At 32.9% G+C, this 17654-nt stretch carries 16 protein-coding genes and 1 pseudogene; 11 read left to right on the top strand and 6 right to left on the bottom strand.

Features of this window, described 5'->3' with window-relative positions; genetic code table 11:
• Positions 1 to 231 precede the first annotated feature (231 nt).
• The 5 genes from H9L18_RS04355 (at position 232) to H9L18_RS04335 (ending at position 5009) form a co-directional block, all read left to right on the top strand.
• Positions 232 to 1686: an ABC transporter substrate-binding protein/permease gene (locus tag H9L18_RS04355; protein ID WP_126790669.1), complete on the top strand. Its 1455-nt coding sequence runs from the start codon at positions 232 to 234 to the stop codon at positions 1684 to 1686.
• Positions 1679 to 2401, top strand: a complete 723-nt coding sequence (locus tag H9L18_RS04350) for an amino acid ABC transporter ATP-binding protein (protein ID WP_126790671.1) — start codon at positions 1679 to 1681, stop codon at positions 2399 to 2401. Before H9L18_RS04355 ends, H9L18_RS04350 begins: the two co-directional genes overlap by 8 nt.
• 74 nt (positions 2402 to 2475) lie before the next feature.
• Positions 2476 to 3624, top strand: a complete 1149-nt coding sequence (locus H9L18_RS04345) for a pyridoxal phosphate-dependent aminotransferase (protein WP_126790673.1) — start codon at positions 2476 to 2478, stop codon at positions 3622 to 3624.
• Positions 3625 to 3706: 82 nt separating this feature from the next.
• A complete protein-coding gene (locus tag H9L18_RS04340) occupies positions 3707 to 3973 on the top strand; it encodes a hypothetical protein (protein ID WP_126790675.1) in 267 nt (88 codons plus the stop codon).
• Between the two features lie 139 nt (positions 3974 to 4112).
• On the top strand, positions 4113 to 5009 hold the full coding sequence (locus tag H9L18_RS04335) for a cation diffusion facilitator family transporter (RefSeq protein WP_126790677.1): 897 nt from the start codon (positions 4113 to 4115) through the stop codon (positions 5007 to 5009).
• A 245-nt stretch (positions 5010 to 5254) separates the two neighbouring features.
• On the opposite strand, the pseudogene ald reads toward H9L18_RS04335, so the two are convergent.
• A pseudogene (gene ald, locus H9L18_RS04330) lies at positions 5255 to 6366 on the bottom strand (alanine dehydrogenase).
• 327 nt (positions 6367 to 6693) lie between these two features.
• Between ald and H9L18_RS04325 the strand changes: the two are divergent.
• Genes H9L18_RS04325 through H9L18_RS04315 form a run of 3 tightly spaced genes read left to right on the top strand, consistent with a single transcriptional unit; the run spans position 6694 to position 8531 of the window.
• A complete protein-coding gene (locus H9L18_RS04325; RefSeq protein WP_126790681.1) occupies positions 6694 to 7137 on the top strand; it encodes an Lrp/AsnC family transcriptional regulator in 444 nt (147 codons plus the stop codon).
• A gap of 51 nt (positions 7138 to 7188) precedes the next feature.
• Positions 7189 to 8319 (top strand): NAD(P)/FAD-dependent oxidoreductase, encoded by a 1131-nt coding sequence (locus tag H9L18_RS04320; protein ID WP_126790683.1) that lies wholly within the window; start codon positions 7189 to 7191, stop codon positions 8317 to 8319.
• A 44-nt stretch (positions 8320 to 8363) separates the two neighbouring features.
• Positions 8364 to 8531, top strand: a complete 168-nt coding sequence (locus tag H9L18_RS04315) for an SPJ_0845 family protein (protein ID WP_185847389.1) — start codon at positions 8364 to 8366, stop codon at positions 8529 to 8531.
• 53 nt (positions 8532 to 8584) lie between these two features.
• On the opposite strand, the gene yihA is transcribed toward H9L18_RS04315, so the two are convergent.
• Positions 8585 to 9166 carry a ribosome biogenesis GTP-binding protein YihA/YsxC gene (yihA, locus tag H9L18_RS04310; protein WP_126790685.1) on the bottom strand — a complete coding sequence of 194 codons (582 nt, stop codon included), beginning with the start codon at positions 9164 to 9166 and terminating at the stop codon, positions 8585 to 8587.
• 96 nt (positions 9167 to 9262) lie between these two features.
• On the bottom strand, positions 9263 to 10867 hold the full coding sequence (locus tag H9L18_RS04305) for a glucosaminidase domain-containing protein (protein ID WP_126790687.1): 1605 nt from the start codon (positions 10865 to 10867) through the stop codon (positions 9263 to 9265).
• Between the two features lie 253 nt (positions 10868 to 11120).
• Between H9L18_RS04305 and H9L18_RS04300 the strand changes: the two genes are divergently transcribed.
• The 3 genes from H9L18_RS04300 (at position 11121) to H9L18_RS04290 (ending at position 14839) form a co-directional block, all read left to right on the top strand.
• Positions 11121 to 11753 (top strand): GntR family transcriptional regulator, encoded by a 633-nt coding sequence (locus H9L18_RS04300; protein ID WP_126790689.1) that lies wholly within the window; start codon positions 11121 to 11123, stop codon positions 11751 to 11753.
• A gap of 154 nt (positions 11754 to 11907) precedes the next feature.
• Positions 11908 to 13116 (top strand): quaternary amine ABC transporter ATP-binding protein, encoded by a 1209-nt coding sequence (locus H9L18_RS04295; protein WP_126790691.1) that lies wholly within the window; start codon positions 11908 to 11910, stop codon positions 13114 to 13116.
• Positions 13109 to 14839: an ABC transporter permease/substrate binding protein gene (locus H9L18_RS04290; RefSeq protein WP_126790694.1), complete on the top strand. Its 1731-nt coding sequence runs from the start codon at positions 13109 to 13111 to the stop codon at positions 14837 to 14839. Before H9L18_RS04295 ends, H9L18_RS04290 begins: the two co-directional genes overlap by 8 nt.
• 19 nt (positions 14840 to 14858) lie before the next feature.
• On the opposite strand, the gene H9L18_RS04285 is transcribed toward H9L18_RS04290, so the two are convergent.
• From H9L18_RS04285 to H9L18_RS04275, 3 genes are all read right to left on the bottom strand, one after another.
• Positions 14859 to 15578 carry an HAD family hydrolase gene (locus H9L18_RS04285; RefSeq protein WP_126790696.1) on the bottom strand — a complete coding sequence of 240 codons (720 nt, stop codon included), beginning with the start codon at positions 15576 to 15578 and terminating at the stop codon, positions 14859 to 14861.
• 10 nt (positions 15579 to 15588) lie between these two features.
• Complete coding sequence (locus H9L18_RS04280; RefSeq protein WP_126790698.1) at positions 15589 to 16737, bottom strand: glycerate kinase family protein; 1149 nt, start codon at positions 16735 to 16737, stop codon at positions 15589 to 15591.
• A gap of 77 nt (positions 16738 to 16814) precedes the next feature.
• On the bottom strand, positions 16815 to 17612 hold the full coding sequence (locus H9L18_RS04275; RefSeq protein WP_126790700.1) for a formate/nitrite transporter family protein: 798 nt from the start codon (positions 17610 to 17612) through the stop codon (positions 16815 to 16817).
• Positions 17613 to 17654 lie beyond the last annotated feature (42 nt).

Here is a 17654-nt window from a genome sequence, read left to right as displayed (position 1 = left end):
AAGATTAGAAAAAAGCAACTTATTTTTAATCTTTTTTTAATTTAAAGCTAATCAAAAACAAAAAAACATAGTATTCATTAGGATTTTTTATGCATAATTCATTCAATATACTATTATTTATGCATAAATAACTCGTATTATTAATATTTTTATTCAAATATACAATTTTTAATTGCATATATCCTTTTTTTTATGTATAATTCAATCATTGATAAAAAAGGAGTGCTTTGTATGATAAAAAAATGGCAGCAAAAATTTGCCATGTTAATGGTCTTATTAATTAGTTTTATTGGTTTTACATCGGTTTACGGGGAAAGTAGTGATCCCACTTTAAAAAAAGTGGAAGATAAAGGTGTACTAACAGTTGGTCTTTCTGCCGACTACGCTCCTTATGAGTTCCATGCAACAGTTGATGGAAAAGATAAAATTGTCGGAACAGATATCGATATCGCGCAAAAAATAGCTGATGATATGGGTGTCAAACTAAAAATTGAAGAATACGGTTTTGACGCTTTGATTGGTGCTTTAAAAACGGGTAAAATCGACATGGTTATTTCTGGTATGTCACCCACTCCAGAACGTTTAAAAGAAGTCGATTTCTCAGATCCTTATATGACAGTGGATCAAAAAGTTATTATCAGAAAAGAAGATAAAGAAAAATATCAAACTATTGATGATTTAAAAGGAAAAAAAGTTGGCGCTCAAAAACAATCTATTCAGGAAGAATTGGCTAATAAAGAAGTAGAAGCTAACACAGTCTCTCTTCAACGCCTTCCAGATATTATTCTACAACTTCAAAATAAAAAAGTAGAAGCAGCTATTATGGAAGGTCCAGTTGCTGATGCCTATGTTTTACAAAATGATGCTTTAGTCATTCCAAAAAATGTGACGTTTAAAGATGCCGCAAAAGAAACAGCGGTTGCTATTCCTAAAGATTCAACAGAATTTGCAGAAGCTATTAACCATTCAATTAAAGAAATCAAAGATGACAACTTAATGAAGGGTTATAAAGAAAATGCGGCAAAATTAATGTTTGAAGATGAATCCTTCTTTAAAAAATATAGTTCATTCTATGTTAAAGGGACTCTTTATACGATTTTCTTAGCCTTTATTGGTGTGTTTTTCGGTTCTATTTTAGGAGCCATCTTAGCTTTAATGAAACTTTCTAAAAATAAATTACTAAAAGGAATTGCTTATATTTATATTGAGTATGTCCGTGGAACGCCCTTACTCGTTCAAATTTTCTTAGTATTCTTTGGTTCAAATGTTCTTGGTCTTGAACTAAGCGCTCTTGTTGCTAGTTGTTTGGCGTTAGCATTAAACAGTGGAGCATATGTAGCGGAAGTTGTACGTGCTGGGATTAAAGCAGTTAATGTAGGACAAACAGAAGCAGCTCGTTCACTTGGAATGAACCAAGCACAAGCAATGCGTCACATTGTTTTACCACAAGCCATTAAGAATATTTTACCGGCACTTGGAAATGAGTTTGTTACAGTTATTAAAGAATCATCTGTTGTTTCTGTTATTGGTGTTTCTGAGTTAATGTTCCAAGGTGGCGTGGTCCAAGGTGCTAGTTTTAAACCATTCTTACCAATCGTGATTGTTTCATTGATTTATTTTGTTTTAACATTTACATTATCTAGAGTTCTAGGTGTTGCTGAAAGGAGAATGGGATCAAATGATTAATATTAAAGGATTAACTAAAACATTCGATAAAAATGAAGTCTTAAAAGGAATTGATTTAACCATCAACCAAGGAGAGGTAGTTGTCGTTATTGGCCCTTCTGGTAGTGGTAAAAGTACCTTTTTAAGATGTTTAAACCTTTTAGAAGAACCTACAAGTGGTGACATTGAATTTGAAGGTGTTAATTTAGTTGATAAGAAAACTGACATCAATCAACTTCGTCAAAAAATGGGAATGGTCTTTCAAAGTTTCAACCTATTTCCTCATAAAACAGTGTTAGATAACTTAACCATTAGCCCTATCAAAGTTAAAGGGGAATCACCTGAATCTGCTAATAAGAAAGCTTTAAAATTATTAGACCGAGTTGGTCTTAAGGACAAGGCAAATAGCTTCCCTTCACAATTATCAGGTGGACAACAGCAACGTGTCGCAATAGCTAGAGCTTTAGCTATGAATCCTGATGTGATGTTGTTTGATGAACCAACCTCAGCACTTGATCCTGAGATGGTTGGAGAAGTGTTAGCAGTTATGAAAGATTTAGCTAAAGAAGGGATGACGATGGTCGTCGTTACTCATGAAATGGGATTTGCCAAAGAAGTGGCAGACCGTGTCATTTTCATGGCTGATGGTTTTATCGCAGAAGAAGGAACTCCTGATGAGCTATTCAATCATCCAAAAAACCCAAGAACTCAAGACTTTTTAAGTAAAGTGTTGTAAAATGAAGATACCAACCCATTAAAAAGACATAAAATAGGTTGGTGTCTATTTTCATAATTAAGGAGGAGATTTATATGGATTCAACTTTTTTATCAAAAATCTATCAAGAACCTGAGGCAAATATTCTATTAGAATTTGGTGCAATGGCAAGTAAGATGGATGACTTGCTTGATTTATCATATGGTGATCCTGATATTACAACTGATGCCCGCATAATAGAAGCTGCATTTAATGACGCTAAAAATGGGCACACTCACTATACTGCTCCTAGTGGAGACAAAGAATTTCTTAAAGAAGCACAGCATTACTATAATAGTCGATATGGTTTATCAGTTGAGCTTAATCAAATACGCGCAACAGTTGGTGCTCTTCATGGTATCTTTCTTGCTTTAACAGTTTTATTAGATGAAGGTGATGAAGTTATTATTCATGAACCCTATTTCACTCCTTATAAAACTCAGATAAGAGATGCTGGCGGAAAAGCTGTCATTATTCCAACATATGAAAAAGATGACTTTCAAATCGATATAGATATTCTAAAAAAAGCCATCACTCCTAGAACTAAAGTTTTGATTCTCAATACACCAAACAATCCAACTGGTTCTGTTTTTTCAACTGAAACGTTGAAAAAAATTGCAGAGTTGGCTATTGAACATAATTTTTATATTTTTTCTGATGAAGTTTATGATTCTTTTTGCTTTGAAAAAGAATATGTTTCTATCGCTAAGTTTGCTCCTGAAAATACAGTTATTTTTAATAGTTTTTCAAAAACATTTGCTATGACAGGCTGGCGAGTTGGGTACATGATTGCCCCAACCTTCATAAACGAAGCGTGTTACCATCTAGATGAAGGAATTTGCTTTTCTGCACCATCAATATCTCAACGAGCTGGTGTCTACGCTCTACAACATATTAACGAGATTATGCCTGATGTAACTAGTCTATTTGAAGAAAGACTAAGATATATCGAAAAACGTGTTGAGAATATCCCATTTATGTCATTAAAACCTATCAAAGGAAGCATATATGCTTTTATAAATATTTCAGGAACAGGTCTATCATCCGTTGATTTTTCTATGAAACTATTAGAGGAGCAAAAAGTACTTGTGGTTCCAGGAAAAGCATTTGGTGATAGTGGAGATAACTATATTAGATTTGCTGCTACTCGTGACTTAGATACCTTAAAAGAAGCCTTTGATAAAATCGAAAAATTAACTTTTTAAAACTAACTTTTTTTGAAAAGTAGCTATTAATATTGTTATAATTTAAATCACTATGCTACAATATTCGTAGGGAGTGATCATCATGGCTAGAAATAAATTATCTATTATAACTATTACAAATGAAGTATTAGCATCACCGCTTTATGTTGAAAAAGGAATTCTAGTTGTTATTTACAATAACACGAAAAGAACAGTTTACGACAACATTGACTTTTTTGAATTTGAATATAGCGGAGAAGATCTTTACTTAAACTTTTCTACAATTGGTACTGAAGAAACATATAACGAACGAATTGATTTATCAACGGTTAACAATATTAATGGTGTATTAATCAACCCGTTCAATTAGAGAAAACTAGATAGTTTTCTCTTTTTTGTTTTCCTTTCAATTTTTTTAGGACGACTTAATTATTTTTTTCCATCTTTTCTAAACCACCTCCCCTCTGTTATACTTTCATTCAGTTATTAAAAAAGGGAGTCGATTATTCATGTCAGAAAGAAGTGCCGAATTAAAACAAGCAGAAAAAGGGGCTATTATTAGTATCTTTGCCTACATTATTCTAGCAGTCTTTAAATTAGGCGTTGGGAGCTATGCTGGCTCAAAAGCACTATCTGCTGACGGATTAAACAATTTTACAGATACTATTGCTTCTGTTGCTATTTTAGTTGGTTTAAGACTTTCAAGAAAACCAGCAGATAACGAACATCGATACGGACATTGGAAAGCAGAAAATGTTGCAAGTCTTCTAACTTCTTTAATTATGTTTGCTGTCGGTTGTGAAGTCTTAATTTCAGCGGTTAAATCTGTTATCGATAAAGATATTCAACAACCAGAACCCATTGCTGCTATTGTTGGGATTATCTCTGCTATCATTATGTACCTTGTCTATTTATATAATAAAAAATTGGGAGAAAAATATAATAGTAGCTCTCTAACTGCTGTTGCTAAAGATAATTTTAGTGATATGCTAACAAGTCTTGGGACAGCAATCGCTGTTTTTACTGCAAGTTTTCATTTATCATGGCTAGATACACTAACAGCTGTAATTATCGCTTTTGTCATTTTAAAAACAGCCATTGACATATTTAAAGAGAGTGCCTTCTATTTATCAGATGGTTTTGATAGAGATACACTTATCGTCTATAAACTTGAAATTTTAAAAATTAAAGGAATCAAAGAAGTACCTGTATTGAGAGCAAGAAATTTAGGTGCCAATGTCTTTTTAGATGTGACAGTTCGAATGGACCCTAATTTAACTGTTAAAGAAAGTCATGAAATTGTAGATAATATGGAAGCTGATTTAAAAAGGAAATTTAATATATTTGATATTGATGTTCATGTAGAACCGTATGAATGCGATGAATGTCTAGAGAAAAAGAATTAATCCAAGTGATTTTTTCTTTTTTTGTTTAATTGAAGATCACATCATCTATTTAGAAAACTATCAAACTAAAAAAATCGTATTGATAAAAACATCTTTCAATACGATTTAATATGTGGTTTTATATTTTCTAATAATTATATTTATCCTTATATTCTATATTAAGTAACATATAAAGAAATGCTCAACTAAAAGACTTCCCAATTTTTATTTAGTTGAAAATCGTTATCCCCTTCAATTTCTATTCACTAAATTAATGCCGCAATAGCAGTATAATCTCTATGTTGATCCTCTGCTATTTCTTTATTGGTCAATACGCCTCCATATATATCAATTCCTTTTAATAGTGAGGGATCATTTTTGATAGCTTCAATTAAACCTAAGTTTGCTAGTTTGCTTGAATACGGTAACGTTACATTTTCCAGAGCAATTGTAGAGGTTCTTGGAACAGAGCCTGGAATATTTGGAACAGCGTAATGAACCACACCGTGTTTAACGTAAGTCGGATCATCTAAGGTAGTTGTTCTTGTTGTCGTCTCAAATATTCCACCTTGATCAATTGCTATATCCACAATAACAGAACCAGTTTTCATTTGTTTTACCATCTCTTCAGAAACTAATTTTGGAGCTCTATGCCCTGGTAGGAGAACTGCTCCAATCACTAAGTCTGCTTGAATAACAGATTGAGTAATGTTATAGGTGTTTGACATTAATGTAGTAATTGAATTACCAAATATATTTTCTAATTCATCCAAACGATTTGGATTGACATCAAGAATTGTTACTTCAGCACCTAAACCTATAGCAATTTTAGCTGCATTTACCCCAGCAACTCCACCCCGATAATCGTTACCTTTGCTTTTTCAACACCTGGTACGCCAGCTAGTAATACACCAATACCATTCGTAATTTTTTGTAGATGATATGCGCCTACTTGAGCTGACATTCTACCTGCAACTTGTGACATTGGTGCTAACAAAGGGAGTTTTCCATCAGCTGTTTGAACTGATTCATATGCAATCGCATGAACCTTATTTTCTATCAAAGCTTCTGTTAATGCCTCATTAGGGGCTAAATGCAAGAATGTAAATAAAATTAAATTAGGTCTAAAATAGTGAAATTCTGATTCAAGTGGCTCTTTTACTTTAAGCACCATATCAGCTTCCCAAACTTCTTTAGCTGTTCGTTTAATCTCTGCTCCATACTTTGTAAATTCTTCATCTAGAAAACCAGATCCCAATCCGGCATCTGTTTCTATCCAAACTTGATGGCCATTTTTTATTAAGGTCATAACGCCTCTTGGTGTTAAAGCTATTCTTGATTCATTATTTTTAATTTCTTTAGGTACTCCGATAATCATATGTCATAACATTCCCTTCATTAGTTATTATTCCTAATTTTGTACAATTATCTTCCTTTTAACAAATATTTAAAAGGAGTTGAAACTTCTTTCTTTTCTTGTTAAATTAAAAATGAGCGTTTCGTGCAAGATAAATTGTGTAATGCTTTATACAATAAAAAATATTTTTGTTAACTAGGTAGCGCTTACCTTCACAAACATTGTAACCTATTACAACCCGTCCGTATATGAAATAAATGACTAATAGAGCAATTTCTTTTATTAAAAATAACCTATTTTTTTATTTTATTTGTGAAAAATAAACTTTGGAACAATGGAGGCCTCATTATGAACAATATGATTGATCAAACAAGTTTAGCTATATTAAATCTACTTTCTAAAAATAGCCGAATGCCTATTAAAGATATTTCAAAACAAGTTGCTTTATCCGAACCTAGTGTAAAAAAAAGAATTGATAGAATGATTGATTTAGGAATTATTAAAGGATTTACTACTAGAGTCGCCCTCTCAAACATAGGGTATAAAATTATCTTTTTTACAAAAGTATCCGAACTCGCTATTCCGAATGCTGTTTTTCTAAAGAAAATTAAATTAACAAAAGAATTTATTGAGTGTTACTCAGTTACTGGTAAAGAAAACTACATTTTAAAAGGAGTAGCAGAAGATATTCAACAAGTTGAAAGTATTTTAAACGAGCTTACTTCTTTTTCGAAGGTTGAAACATCCATTATTTTAGAAGAAATTAACTTAGAAAATAAACTTTTACAATAAAAAATAATTTCTTATAAAAATAGTAACTATTTTTTTTAAATGGAGGAAAATATGACTAAAACAATTGGTATTATTGGTGGAGGCATTGTCGGTTCAACTGCTGCTTACTATCTAACCAAAAATAATAAAAATGTAACAGTTTTTGATGATGGTGTTGGACAGGCTACCTCTGCTTCAGCAGGAATTATTTCACCTTGGTTATCTCAAAGACGAAATAAAGAATGGTATTTTTTAGCAAAAGAAGGAGCTAAATTTTACTCTCAATTAATAGATGATTTAAGCCAAACAAATGAAACAAAAGACGTTTATCAAAAAACAGGTACTTTACTCTATAAAAAAAATGAAACTCTTCTTGCTAAATTAAATAAATTAGCAGAAGATAGAAAAGTAGAAGCGCCAGAAATTGGGGATATAACAGTATTATCTAAAAGTGATATCATAAAATTATTCCCTGAAATAACATTAGAAGATTCAGCTCTCTTTATCACGGGTGGTGCTAAAATAGATGGGGCTAAATTAGTCCAAATGCTTCTCAATGAAACAAAAAAAGCTAGTGGTACAATCATTAAAACGAAAATAACTGAAATTTCATATCAAAATGAACAATGGCATTTAAAAGAAGCAGAAAATACTCATATTTTTGATCATTTAATTTTAGCTGGTGGTGCTTGGGTTGGTGATTTGTTACGTCCTCTTGACTTAGATGTTGATATCAGACCTCAAAAAGGGCAACTAATAGAAATAGAAGTCCCCTTTTCAACAAACGAATTACCTGTTGTCATGCCTGTAGGAGAAACTGATATTATTCCCTTTGATCAGGGTAAGATTTTAATCGGCGCCACACATGAAAATGAGCAAGGATTCGACCTTACGCCAGATAATTCATTACTTCAAGGCTTAAAACAAGACGCAACTAACTTACTTTCTTCCATCGAAGAAGCATCAATTACTAACACAAGAGTTGGAACACGTGCTTACACCTCCGATTTTTCACCCTTTTTTGGTGAAGTAGCTGATTTACCACAGTTTTTAGTAGCTAGTGGACTTGGCTCATCTGGTTTAACAACAGGTGCAATTATTGGTAAAACTTTAGCTGATTGGACACTTGAGAAAGAAACAAACTTTGAATCCTATCGTCATTTACCTAATCAGTATATTTGTTCCAAAAAAAGTGACGATTAGCTAGTAAACATGTTATGATATAAAAAAGAAAAGGATGTGCTCTTATGGGAATGACGTTTAAGAAAAAAGACAGTTTAGAAAAGTTATTTGAAGAATTTGCCATCGATCCTGATAAAAAAGAAAACGAAAAAGCAATTAATAAAAATAACACATTCACTGTGGATATGACAAACGCAACAGTAACCGTAAAAAATGACGAAAATAAAAAATAATCAAAAAAAGTGTTGTGGGTAAACTATTTAGTTTTTCCCGCAACACTTTTTTATTATAAATATTTTTCGATCGCTTTCCAAGCTGGTTCTTTACCTTCTTTAGTTTCAGAAGAAAAGATAATAAAATCATCAGCTGGATCAAAATTTAGTTTTTTCTTAATAGCTGATTCATGTTTATTCCATTGACCACGTTTAATTTTATCGCTCTTAGTTGCAACAACTATTACTGGAATTTGATAATATTTTAGAAATTCATACATTTGAATATCATCTTCTGTTGGGTCGTGTCTCATGTCAACCAAGGATACCACTGCTTTTAACTGCTCTCTTTGAGTTAAATAAGTTTCAATCATCTGTCCCCATTTAGCTCTTTCTGTTTTAGATACTTTTGCATAACCATAACCTGGAACATCAACAAAATGTAGTGCTTCTTCGATTAAATAGAAATTCAAAGTTTGAGTCTTACCTGGCTTACCTGACGTTCTTGCTAAACTTTTTCGATTAATCAATGTGTTAATAAAAGAAGATTTTCCTACATTCGAACGACCTGCTAAAGCAATCTCTGGTAATTTAGTTTTTGGATATTGTTCAGGGGAAACCGCGCTGATAACAATCTCTGCTTTATGTACTTGCATAATATTCTCTACTTTCTTTTTTTATTCTTTCTTATCTTATCAAAAAAAAGAGGATGTGACAAAAGGTTTAAATACTTTTGCCATATCCTCTTCCTATTATTTAATATCTAAGTAGTTAGTTGGGTTAATATAACCTGACCATAATTCAGTATTAATCGCAAAGTGTAAATGAGGGCCAGTTGAGTTACCAGTTGAACCGACATAACCAATCATGTCGCCCATTTCTACTTTTTCATCAATTGATACAGCTGATCTTGTCATATGGAAATAACTTGTGAACAAACCATTTTCATGTTGTAAAATCACATAATTTCCTGCTGAAGGATCAAATCCTTTAGCTACCACTTTACCTTTTGAACTAGCATAAATTAGTGTGTTACTTGCTACTGCCATATCGACACCATTGTGATGTTCGCCGCCTCTTGCGCCAAATGGACTAGTTACTGTGTAACCTTCTTTTAAAGGAATGATAAATTCGCTTGTTTCTTTAGTCTTAACATTTTTAATTTGATAAGTTGAAATTTTTCTTTGACCAATAATAACACGTTTGTGATCTGTTAATTCTTTCTTATCAGTTAAAATTGCTTTATTCCATTTTTGGAAATCTTTTTCTTCAATATGATGTTCAGAAAGAATAGATTCAATCGTATCTCCTTTTTTCACATCATAGTAGATATTTTGAATTCTAGCATCTCCGTTTAATTTTTGATCAAAAAAAGTTAAATCATATGTTTCAATTAATTTATTTAATTTCTTATCATAACTTGTATCAGTCGCATACTTACCTGTTAAAGATTTAGTTGCATCTTTATAAGTTTTAGTATTTTTCTTCCAAGTTTCTTTATAGAAATTGCCATTTCCTTTTTTAGTATCCGTTAATAATTCCGCATAATCTTCAAAAGATTCTTTGTATCCAGGGTATTTTCTAAAGCTTGCGTTGATTGAATACAAGTTTCCTTTTCCATTATCTTCACTGGTACTAAATGAAACTGAGTCACCTTTATAACTTCCTTTAATCCCAAACAAGTTATGATTTGGTGGTTGACTCAATTGACTATTTCCTGAACCTGTTTCAAGAATGGCTTGTGCAATCATAACTGATGCATACAAGTCGTATTCTTGACCAATTTCTCTTGCTTTATCTCCAATACTTTCAACAAATTCTTCGGTTGTATTATTTTTGATAAAGTTAATATCTGATGTTGAAACATAAGAAGAATTATCTTCATTTGTTGCAATCACACCTGATTCTTCACCAACTGCTACACTTTCAACAGGTGAGCCAGAGGTTTCTGTTATTGAAACTTCATTCTTAGACTCTTTTTTCTCCTTAATTGAAGGTTTTGGTTTTGTTGGTTTTGGTTTAATCGGTTTTGGTTTAGACGTTTCTGTTGTTGAGTCAGTCGTTGAATCAGTTGTACTTGTTTCAGTCGTTTCAACTTCTTCTTTTTCTGAACTCTCATCGACTTCGGATTCCGCTTTTGTTTCAGTTGTTTCTTCAATAGTTGATTCTTCCGTCGTACTCTCCGTCGTCTCTTCTATATCTTCCTCTGTATCCTCAGTTTCTTCCATTTCATTATCTTCAACTTGTTCTGATGGGGCATCAAATTCAATTGTTTCTGCTGCAAATGTTGCCACAGGAGCAATTAACCCGCTAGTGAAGGTAGCTACAATGAAGATGGTTAATAATTTTTGTTTCATTACTCCCCGCCTCTCCTTAATTTACAAAATTACGCACCTAGTTATTATAGCACTTTAAGAGATTTTATCCTAATGTTTCCAATCACTTGTTATAAAAAGGACTATACTCTTAATAAAAAAATAATACTTTGTTTCATTAAACTAACATATATTGATCAAACAAACAATTATTTTAGCTTGAAAAGAAGAAGTGGTTTTGCTTTTTTTTTTATTATTTAGTAGGATAGAAATAAAAGAGTTAGGAGGGATTTTATTGGTTAATAAAAAAGAAACGAGACTCCCTCGTTATCAACAAATTGCCCTTGAAATTGCTGAAAGAATCGTAGATAATCGCTACCAAGTAGGAGAAAAAATACATGCCCGCTCTACCCTTGCTTCAACCTTTGGCGTTTCTCCTGAGACAGCAAGAAAAGCTGTCAATATTTTAGTTGACCTTGGTATTATGGAAGTCAAACATGGCAGTGGTGTTTTTGTATCTTCTAAAATCAAAGCTGTTTCTTTTTTGGAGCAATACCAAGACGTACAATCCATTGAAGAAGTGAAAACAGATTTATTTAATAGCTTAAGCCGACAAAAAAAAGAACTAGATGATTTTACTCAAATTATTAATCAATTAGTTTCTCAAACCGTTAAGCTTAATAAAGTAAGTCCTTTCCTTCCATCAGAATTAGAGATTACCCAAGATGCGGCTCATTTAAATACATCCATCTCAGATTTAAACCTCTGGCATGAAACCAGTGCTACTGTTATCGGTATATTACATGATGAAGAACTGGTACTATCACCAGGACCTTATGCCGTTTTAAATCCAGGGGACACGTTATACTTTATCGGAGACGAATATGCTACTCAAAGAGTAATTAACTTTTTCTACCCAAGTAAATAAAAAAACTTTTAAAAGAAGTGAGATTAGCTTTTTACAGCAATCTCATTTCTTTTTTAATTTGTTTTTTTGACAAAGTGACCACCCGATGTTAGTATGATGTGGTCACTTTATTTTTCAGAAAATAAAAGAAATTTACAAAAAAGGGGAGATATACATGGTAAAAGTTCAAGTCAAACACTTAACAAAAGTTTTTGGTAAAAAGAACCAAGCCGCTCTTAAAATGATTCAAGAGCAAAGGCCCAAAACAGAAATACTTGAAAAAACAGGAGCAACTGTTGGTGTATATGACGCCAATTTTGACGTTAACGAAGGGGAAATTTTCGTTATCATGGGGCTATCAGGTAGTGGTAAATCCACATTAATTCGCTTGATTAACCGACTTATTGAACCAACTTCAGGGGATATATATATTGATGGAAAAGACATCGCTAAAATGGACAAGGAAGAACTAAGAGAAGTCAGACGCCATAAAATGAGTATGGTTTTCCAAAACTTTGGTCTGTTCCCTCATCGTACTATTTTAGAAAATACAGAATTTGGATTAGAAGTTAGAGGCATTTCTAAAGAAGAAAGAACTAAGCGTGCTGAAAAAGCATTAGAAAACTCTGGTTTAATTTCATTTAAAGATCAATATCCTGGACAACTCTCAGGTGGTATGCAGCAACGTGTTGGCCTTGCTCGTGCACTTGCAAATGATCCTGAGATTCTTTTAATGGACGAAGCTTTCTCTGCTCTTGATCCTTTAATCCGTCGTGAAATGCAAGATGAATTAATCGACCTTCAAGCAAACGTTAAGAAAACAATCATTTTTATTACACATGATTTAAATGAAGCTCTACGTATTGGAGATCGAATTGCTTTAATGAAAGATGGTCAAATCATGCAAATCGGAACAGGAGAAGAAATTTTAACTAATCCTGCTAACGACTACGTTCGTGAGTTCGTAGAAGACGTTGACCGTTCGAAAGTTCTTACAGCAAGCAATATTATGGTTCCAGCTATTACAACCAATATTGAACTTGATGGACCTAACGTAGCTATTCAACGCATGCGCGCTGATGATGTTAGTATGCTTCTTGCCGTTGATAAAAAGCGTAACTTACGTGGTTACATTACGGCAGATGAAGCCCATAGAGCTCGTAAAAGAGGATTAACTTTAGAGGAAGTCATGGTAGAAGAAGTGACAACTGTTTCTAAAGATATGCTAGTCAGTGATATTTTTAATATTGTCTATGACTCACCAATGCCTCTAGCTGTTGTTGATGAAGGACGCTTACTAGGCGTTATTATTCGTGGACGTGTCATTGAAGCTCTAGCTGGGACTCCTGATGAAACGCAAGAGGAGGAATTAATGAATGAATAATCTATTACTTTTTGCCAAATTACCTGTTGCTGATTGGGTGGAAACACTCACTTCTTGGATGACAGATACCTTCTCAGGTCTCTTCTCCTTCTTCCAAGTAATTGGTCAAACGATTATGGATGGTTTAACTAATGGTTTACTATTTATTCCACCAATCGTTTTTATTGCATTAATAACAGTTGTTGCCTATTTTATTTCAAATAAAAAATGGGGCTTAACTAGTTTCACTTTCTTTGGTTTACTTTTCATTTTAAACCAAGGCTTGTGGACGGATTTAATGAATACTTTAACTCTTGTTTTAATCTCTAGTGTCATCTCAATTATCATTGGTGTTCCTCTTGGTATTTTGATGGCTAAAAATGAGACAGCACAAAAAATTATCACACCTATTCTTGACTTCATGCAAACTATGCCAGGTTTTGTTTATCTAATTCCTGCTGTTGCTTTCTTTGGAATTGGGATGGTACCTGGTGTGTTCGCTTCTGTTATTTTTGCTTTACCGCCAACGGTTCGATTTACTAACCTTGGTATTCGACAAGTACCAAAAGAATTAGTCGAAGCTTCTGATTCATTTGGTGGAACTGGAAAACAAAAACTATTCAAGTTGGAGTTACCATTAGCTAAAAATACAATTTTAGCTGGGATTAACCAAACAACAATGCTTTCTCTTTCTATGGTAGTTATTGCTTCAATGATTGGTGCACCTGGTCTTGGTCGTGGTGTTTTATCAGCATTACAAAGAGCACAAGTTGGTAATGGTTTTGTTAATGGTGTTGCACTTGTTATTTTAGCCATTATCATTGACCGCTTTACACAACACTTAAATAAACCAAAACAATTAACTGAAAAACCTAAAACAAACAAAAGTAAAAAGAAACAAACTTTTTCAATTGTGGGTGCAGTTCTTTTAGTTCTCGGTGGGTTATCTGTTTTTTCATTATTCTCAGATAAAAACGATAAAGGAACTATTAATTTAGCTTATGTTGAATGGGATTCAGAAGTTGCTTCTACTAATGTTGTAGGAGAAGTTTTGAAACAAATGGGATACAAAGTTAATATGACACCTCTTGATAATGCGATCATGTGGGAATCTATCTCTAAAGGCGAATCTGACGCGATGGTTTCTGCTTGGCTACCAAAAACTCATGAAGCTCAGTTTGAACAATATAAAAACTCATTAGATCCTTTAAATGCTAATTTAAAAGGAGCTAAAGTTGGTTTAGTTGTTCCTAGCTATATGGATGTTAACAGCATTGAAGATTTAACGGATGAAGCAAATCAAGTAGTGACAGGTATCGAACCTGGAGCTGGTGTTGTATCTGCTGCTGAAGAGACGTTAAAAGCTTATCCTAATCTAAAAGATTGGAAACTAGAAACAGCTTCTTCTGGTGCAATGGTTGTTGCTCTTGATCAAGCAATCAAAAATAAAGAACCAATCGTTATTACGGGTTGGTCACCACATTGGATGTTCTCTAAATATGACTTAAAATATTTAGAAGACCCTAAACAAACAATGGGTAGTGAAGAAACAATCAATACAATGGCTAGAAAAGGGTTGAAAGATGATGAACCTGAAGCCTATAATGTTATCAAAAACTTCCATTGGGAAACAAAAGATATTGAAAGCATTATGTTAAAAGTAAATAACGGTGAAGCTCCAGAAACAGCAGCGAAAGATTGGATTAAAGATAATCCAGATAAAGTTGCTGAATGGAAAAAATAAACACAAAGAGGTTGACGATTTAGTCAACCTCTTTTTTTAATAGTATTTCTTCTTTTAGTAATGAATAATCAGACAATTCAACATCGGGTTTTACATCTGTGTCATTCAATTTTCTTCCATATTTGTTTAGCCAAATCATATACCAACCTGCTGATTTTGCTCCTACTACATCATTCTCATACGAGTCTCCAATGTAAATACAATTTTCTGATTGTGTTTCAAACGTTTCTTCTATATTTCTAAAAGCAAGTACATCAGGTTTAGCAACTCCCATTTCCTCTGAAATAAAGACTTTTCCTTCATCAAGAAATGAAGATAATCCTAATTGAACAATCTTTTCTTTTTGATGATTAGTTGGCCCATTTGTTAAAATACCAACAGGTACCTGTTTACTAGTCAAATCCTCCAACAACTCAAAAACATCATCTCTCAATTCAATCTTTCCTTGGTAGTAATGATAAGCTTCTTGAAACTTTTTAGCTGAATGCTCTGAAACTGAAAAAGAAAAATCTCTTAAGGCTTCAGTAATCCGATAAACTCTCATATCTTCTAATGAAAGGCTACCATCCTCAGTTAAATGGAATACCTTATCACTATAATGCCTAAACCTTAAATACAAAACTTCTTTTTTTGAACTAAGTTTTTCATACTCATTAGGAAAAACCTCAATCATTGCTCTTTTGAAAGGTTCAATTTGATCGTACAATGTATCATCTACATCAAAAATAACTGTCTTCATTTATTTCTCCTTATCTAACTTGATATTTTTCAATCATCTTATACGCGTGATAAACTGTTTTTGTCGCTTTTTTTACCAAACTTTCAACATCTTCTATTGCTTCTTTTAACGACAATGGTTCGTGTATAATATCAACAATTAAATCAATGCCCTGTTGATAACTATTTTCCTGCTCATAAGACTGACTCCCTACAATTGCCATTAAAGGGATTCCAACTTTTTTAGTTAATCTAGCTATTCCGATAGGGACTTTTCCAAGTTGACTTTGATTATCAATTCTACCTTCTCCCGTTATGACTAAATCATAAGTCGATAGCTTTTCTTCTATTTTATTTAATTGAAGTATCGTTTCTATCCCTGATTGAAAAGAAATATTAGGCAATACCTGTAAAGCTAAGCCTAGGCCACCTGCTGCACCTGTTCCTGGTATAGTTGCTAATTCTCGCCCCACTTCTTGACTTAACAATTGGCAAAACTTTAGCATGTATTGATCTACTTCTAATAGAGACTCTTTTGGTAATCCTTTTTGTGGACCAAACACATAAGTGGCTCCTTTTTCACCACAAATTGTATTTTCCACATCACTTAATACAACTATTTTAGTTTCTTTTAAAAGTGGTTCTAATCCAGATAAATCAATTGTTGAAACCTTCTTCAATCCTTTAATGCCAACACTAACTTCTTGATTCTTTTTATCTAAAAATCTCCCACCTAATGCTTGAAGAAAACCTAAACCACCATCATTAGTGGCAGTTCCTCCAATACCAAAGTAAATGGTTTTAGGATGATACGTATGTAACACTTCTTTAAAGAGAACTCCTAAACCATAAGAAGAAGCTTCAAACGGATTTAACGCTTCTTTCTTAATTGATTCAATACCAATCACTTCAGCACTTTCAATCAAAATGGTTTCATTAGATACACCGTATTTAGCTATTTTATCATTCAAAAATATATCTTTTACTACTATCTTTTTTTCTTCACCTGAAATGGCTGAAAGAAGTGCTTCTAGAGTCCCTTCCCCACCATCTGCAAATGGATAGACATCAACACTAAATGCTTCATCCATCTCATTTAAACTTGATTTAATCCAGTTTCCGACCTCTAAAGAAGAAGCACTTGATTTGAAAGAATCTGAAAGAACCATCACTTTTGTCATAGTAAATCCTCCCTTTTAAAATAGTATAACAAAAAAACTGATGGCAACCTCCTAGAAGTTACCATCAGTCTATTTTCTTAATCTAAATAATGTGTGTTTGGTTTATCTAGCCACGCATAAACTAAACCAATAATTAGTCCTCCACCAATATAGTTACCAATAAAGGCAAAAACTAAATTATGAATAACTGCTCCAGTTGTCATATTCGCAATCGTGCCACCTGATGCAAAGAAAGCTAATGAAAAAGCTGGGAAATTTGCGATAACATGCTCATAACCTAAGAAGGCAAAGATAAAGATAATAAAGATAATCGCTGGCACTTTCCCACCGTCATCTTTCATTCTTAAACTAACTAAAACAGCTGTATTAACAACGATATTAGCAAAAGCACCTTCAACAATAATTTGAATCGTTGATTTATCTAATTTAGCTGCAATTGCTTCAAACATGTAATTATTAGCATCCATATTTAAAAATGGTCCTGTTAGAGAAACAAAGTAGGCAAAAATAACTCCACCAATTAGATTAAACAAAACACAAGTGAAAAGTATTTTAAGTGCTTTAGCTACATTTATTTTTTTTCGATAAACGCCAACAGTCACATATAACATGTTGGATGTTCCTAACTCTGCATTCATATAAAGAATCATAACTAGTGACCAACTAAACATAAACGCATATAACATCTTACCTAACCCATGTACAATATTTTCCCCTTGAATAGCAATCCAAAATGCCACTGCAGTTCCTAAAGTTAAAAATAGACAAGCTAACATAGCTCTCACTGCATAACGAACAAAATGATTATCAATTAAATCAACTTTTTTAGTAATTGATCCATCGATTTGCTCAAACATTGGTGAATAAGTTTTCATTTTTTTTACTCCTCTAATTCAATTTTCTCGTCAACAGACTCA

It is taken from the genome of Vagococcus carniphilus, from assembly GCF_014397115.1.
Lineage (GTDB): Bacteria > Bacillota > Bacilli > Lactobacillales > Vagococcaceae > Vagococcus > Vagococcus carniphilus.
The sequence above is the reverse complement of the archived record's forward strand: the minus strand, read 5'-3'. Positions and strand labels throughout refer to the sequence as shown.

Bases quoted from the DNA above. Each gene is read 5' to 3' on its own strand.
- H9L18_RS04355 (WP_126790669.1), top strand. From the start codon at position 232: ATGATAAAAAAATGGCAGCAAAAATTTGCCATGTTAATGGTCTTATTA.
- H9L18_RS04350 (WP_126790671.1), top strand. From the start codon at position 1,679: ATGATTAATATTAAAGGATTAACTAAAACATTCGATAAAAATGAAGTC.
- H9L18_RS04345 (WP_126790673.1), top strand. From the start codon at position 2,476: ATGGATTCAACTTTTTTATCAAAAATCTATCAAGAACCTGAGGCAAAT.
- H9L18_RS04340 (WP_126790675.1), top strand. From the start codon at position 3,707: ATGGCTAGAAATAAATTATCTATTATAACTATTACAAATGAAGTATTA.
- H9L18_RS04335 (WP_126790677.1), top strand. From the start codon at position 4,113: ATGTCAGAAAGAAGTGCCGAATTAAAACAAGCAGAAAAAGGGGCTATT.
- H9L18_RS04325 (WP_126790681.1), top strand. From the start codon at position 6,694: ATGAACAATATGATTGATCAAACAAGTTTAGCTATATTAAATCTACTT.
- H9L18_RS04320 (WP_126790683.1), top strand. From the start codon at position 7,189: ATGACTAAAACAATTGGTATTATTGGTGGAGGCATTGTCGGTTCAACT.
- H9L18_RS04315 (WP_185847389.1), top strand. From the start codon at position 8,364: ATGGGAATGACGTTTAAGAAAAAAGACAGTTTAGAAAAGTTATTTGAA.
- yihA (WP_126790685.1), bottom strand. From the start codon at position 9,166: ATGCAAGTACATAAAGCAGAGATTGTTATCAGCGCGGTTTCCCCTGAA.
- H9L18_RS04305 (WP_126790687.1), bottom strand. From the start codon at position 10,867: ATGAAACAAAAATTATTAACCATCTTCATTGTAGCTACCTTCACTAGC.
- H9L18_RS04295 (WP_126790691.1), top strand. From the start codon at position 11,908: ATGGTAAAAGTTCAAGTCAAACACTTAACAAAAGTTTTTGGTAAAAAG.
- H9L18_RS04290 (WP_126790694.1), top strand. From the start codon at position 13,109: ATGAATAATCTATTACTTTTTGCCAAATTACCTGTTGCTGATTGGGTG.
- H9L18_RS04285 (WP_126790696.1), bottom strand. From the start codon at position 15,578: ATGAAGACAGTTATTTTTGATGTAGATGATACATTGTACGATCAAATT.
- H9L18_RS04280 (WP_126790698.1), bottom strand. From the start codon at position 16,737: ATGACAAAAGTGATGGTTCTTTCAGATTCTTTCAAATCAAGTGCTTCT.
- H9L18_RS04275 (WP_126790700.1), bottom strand. From the start codon at position 17,612: ATGAAAACTTATTCACCAATGTTTGAGCAAATCGATGGATCAATTACT.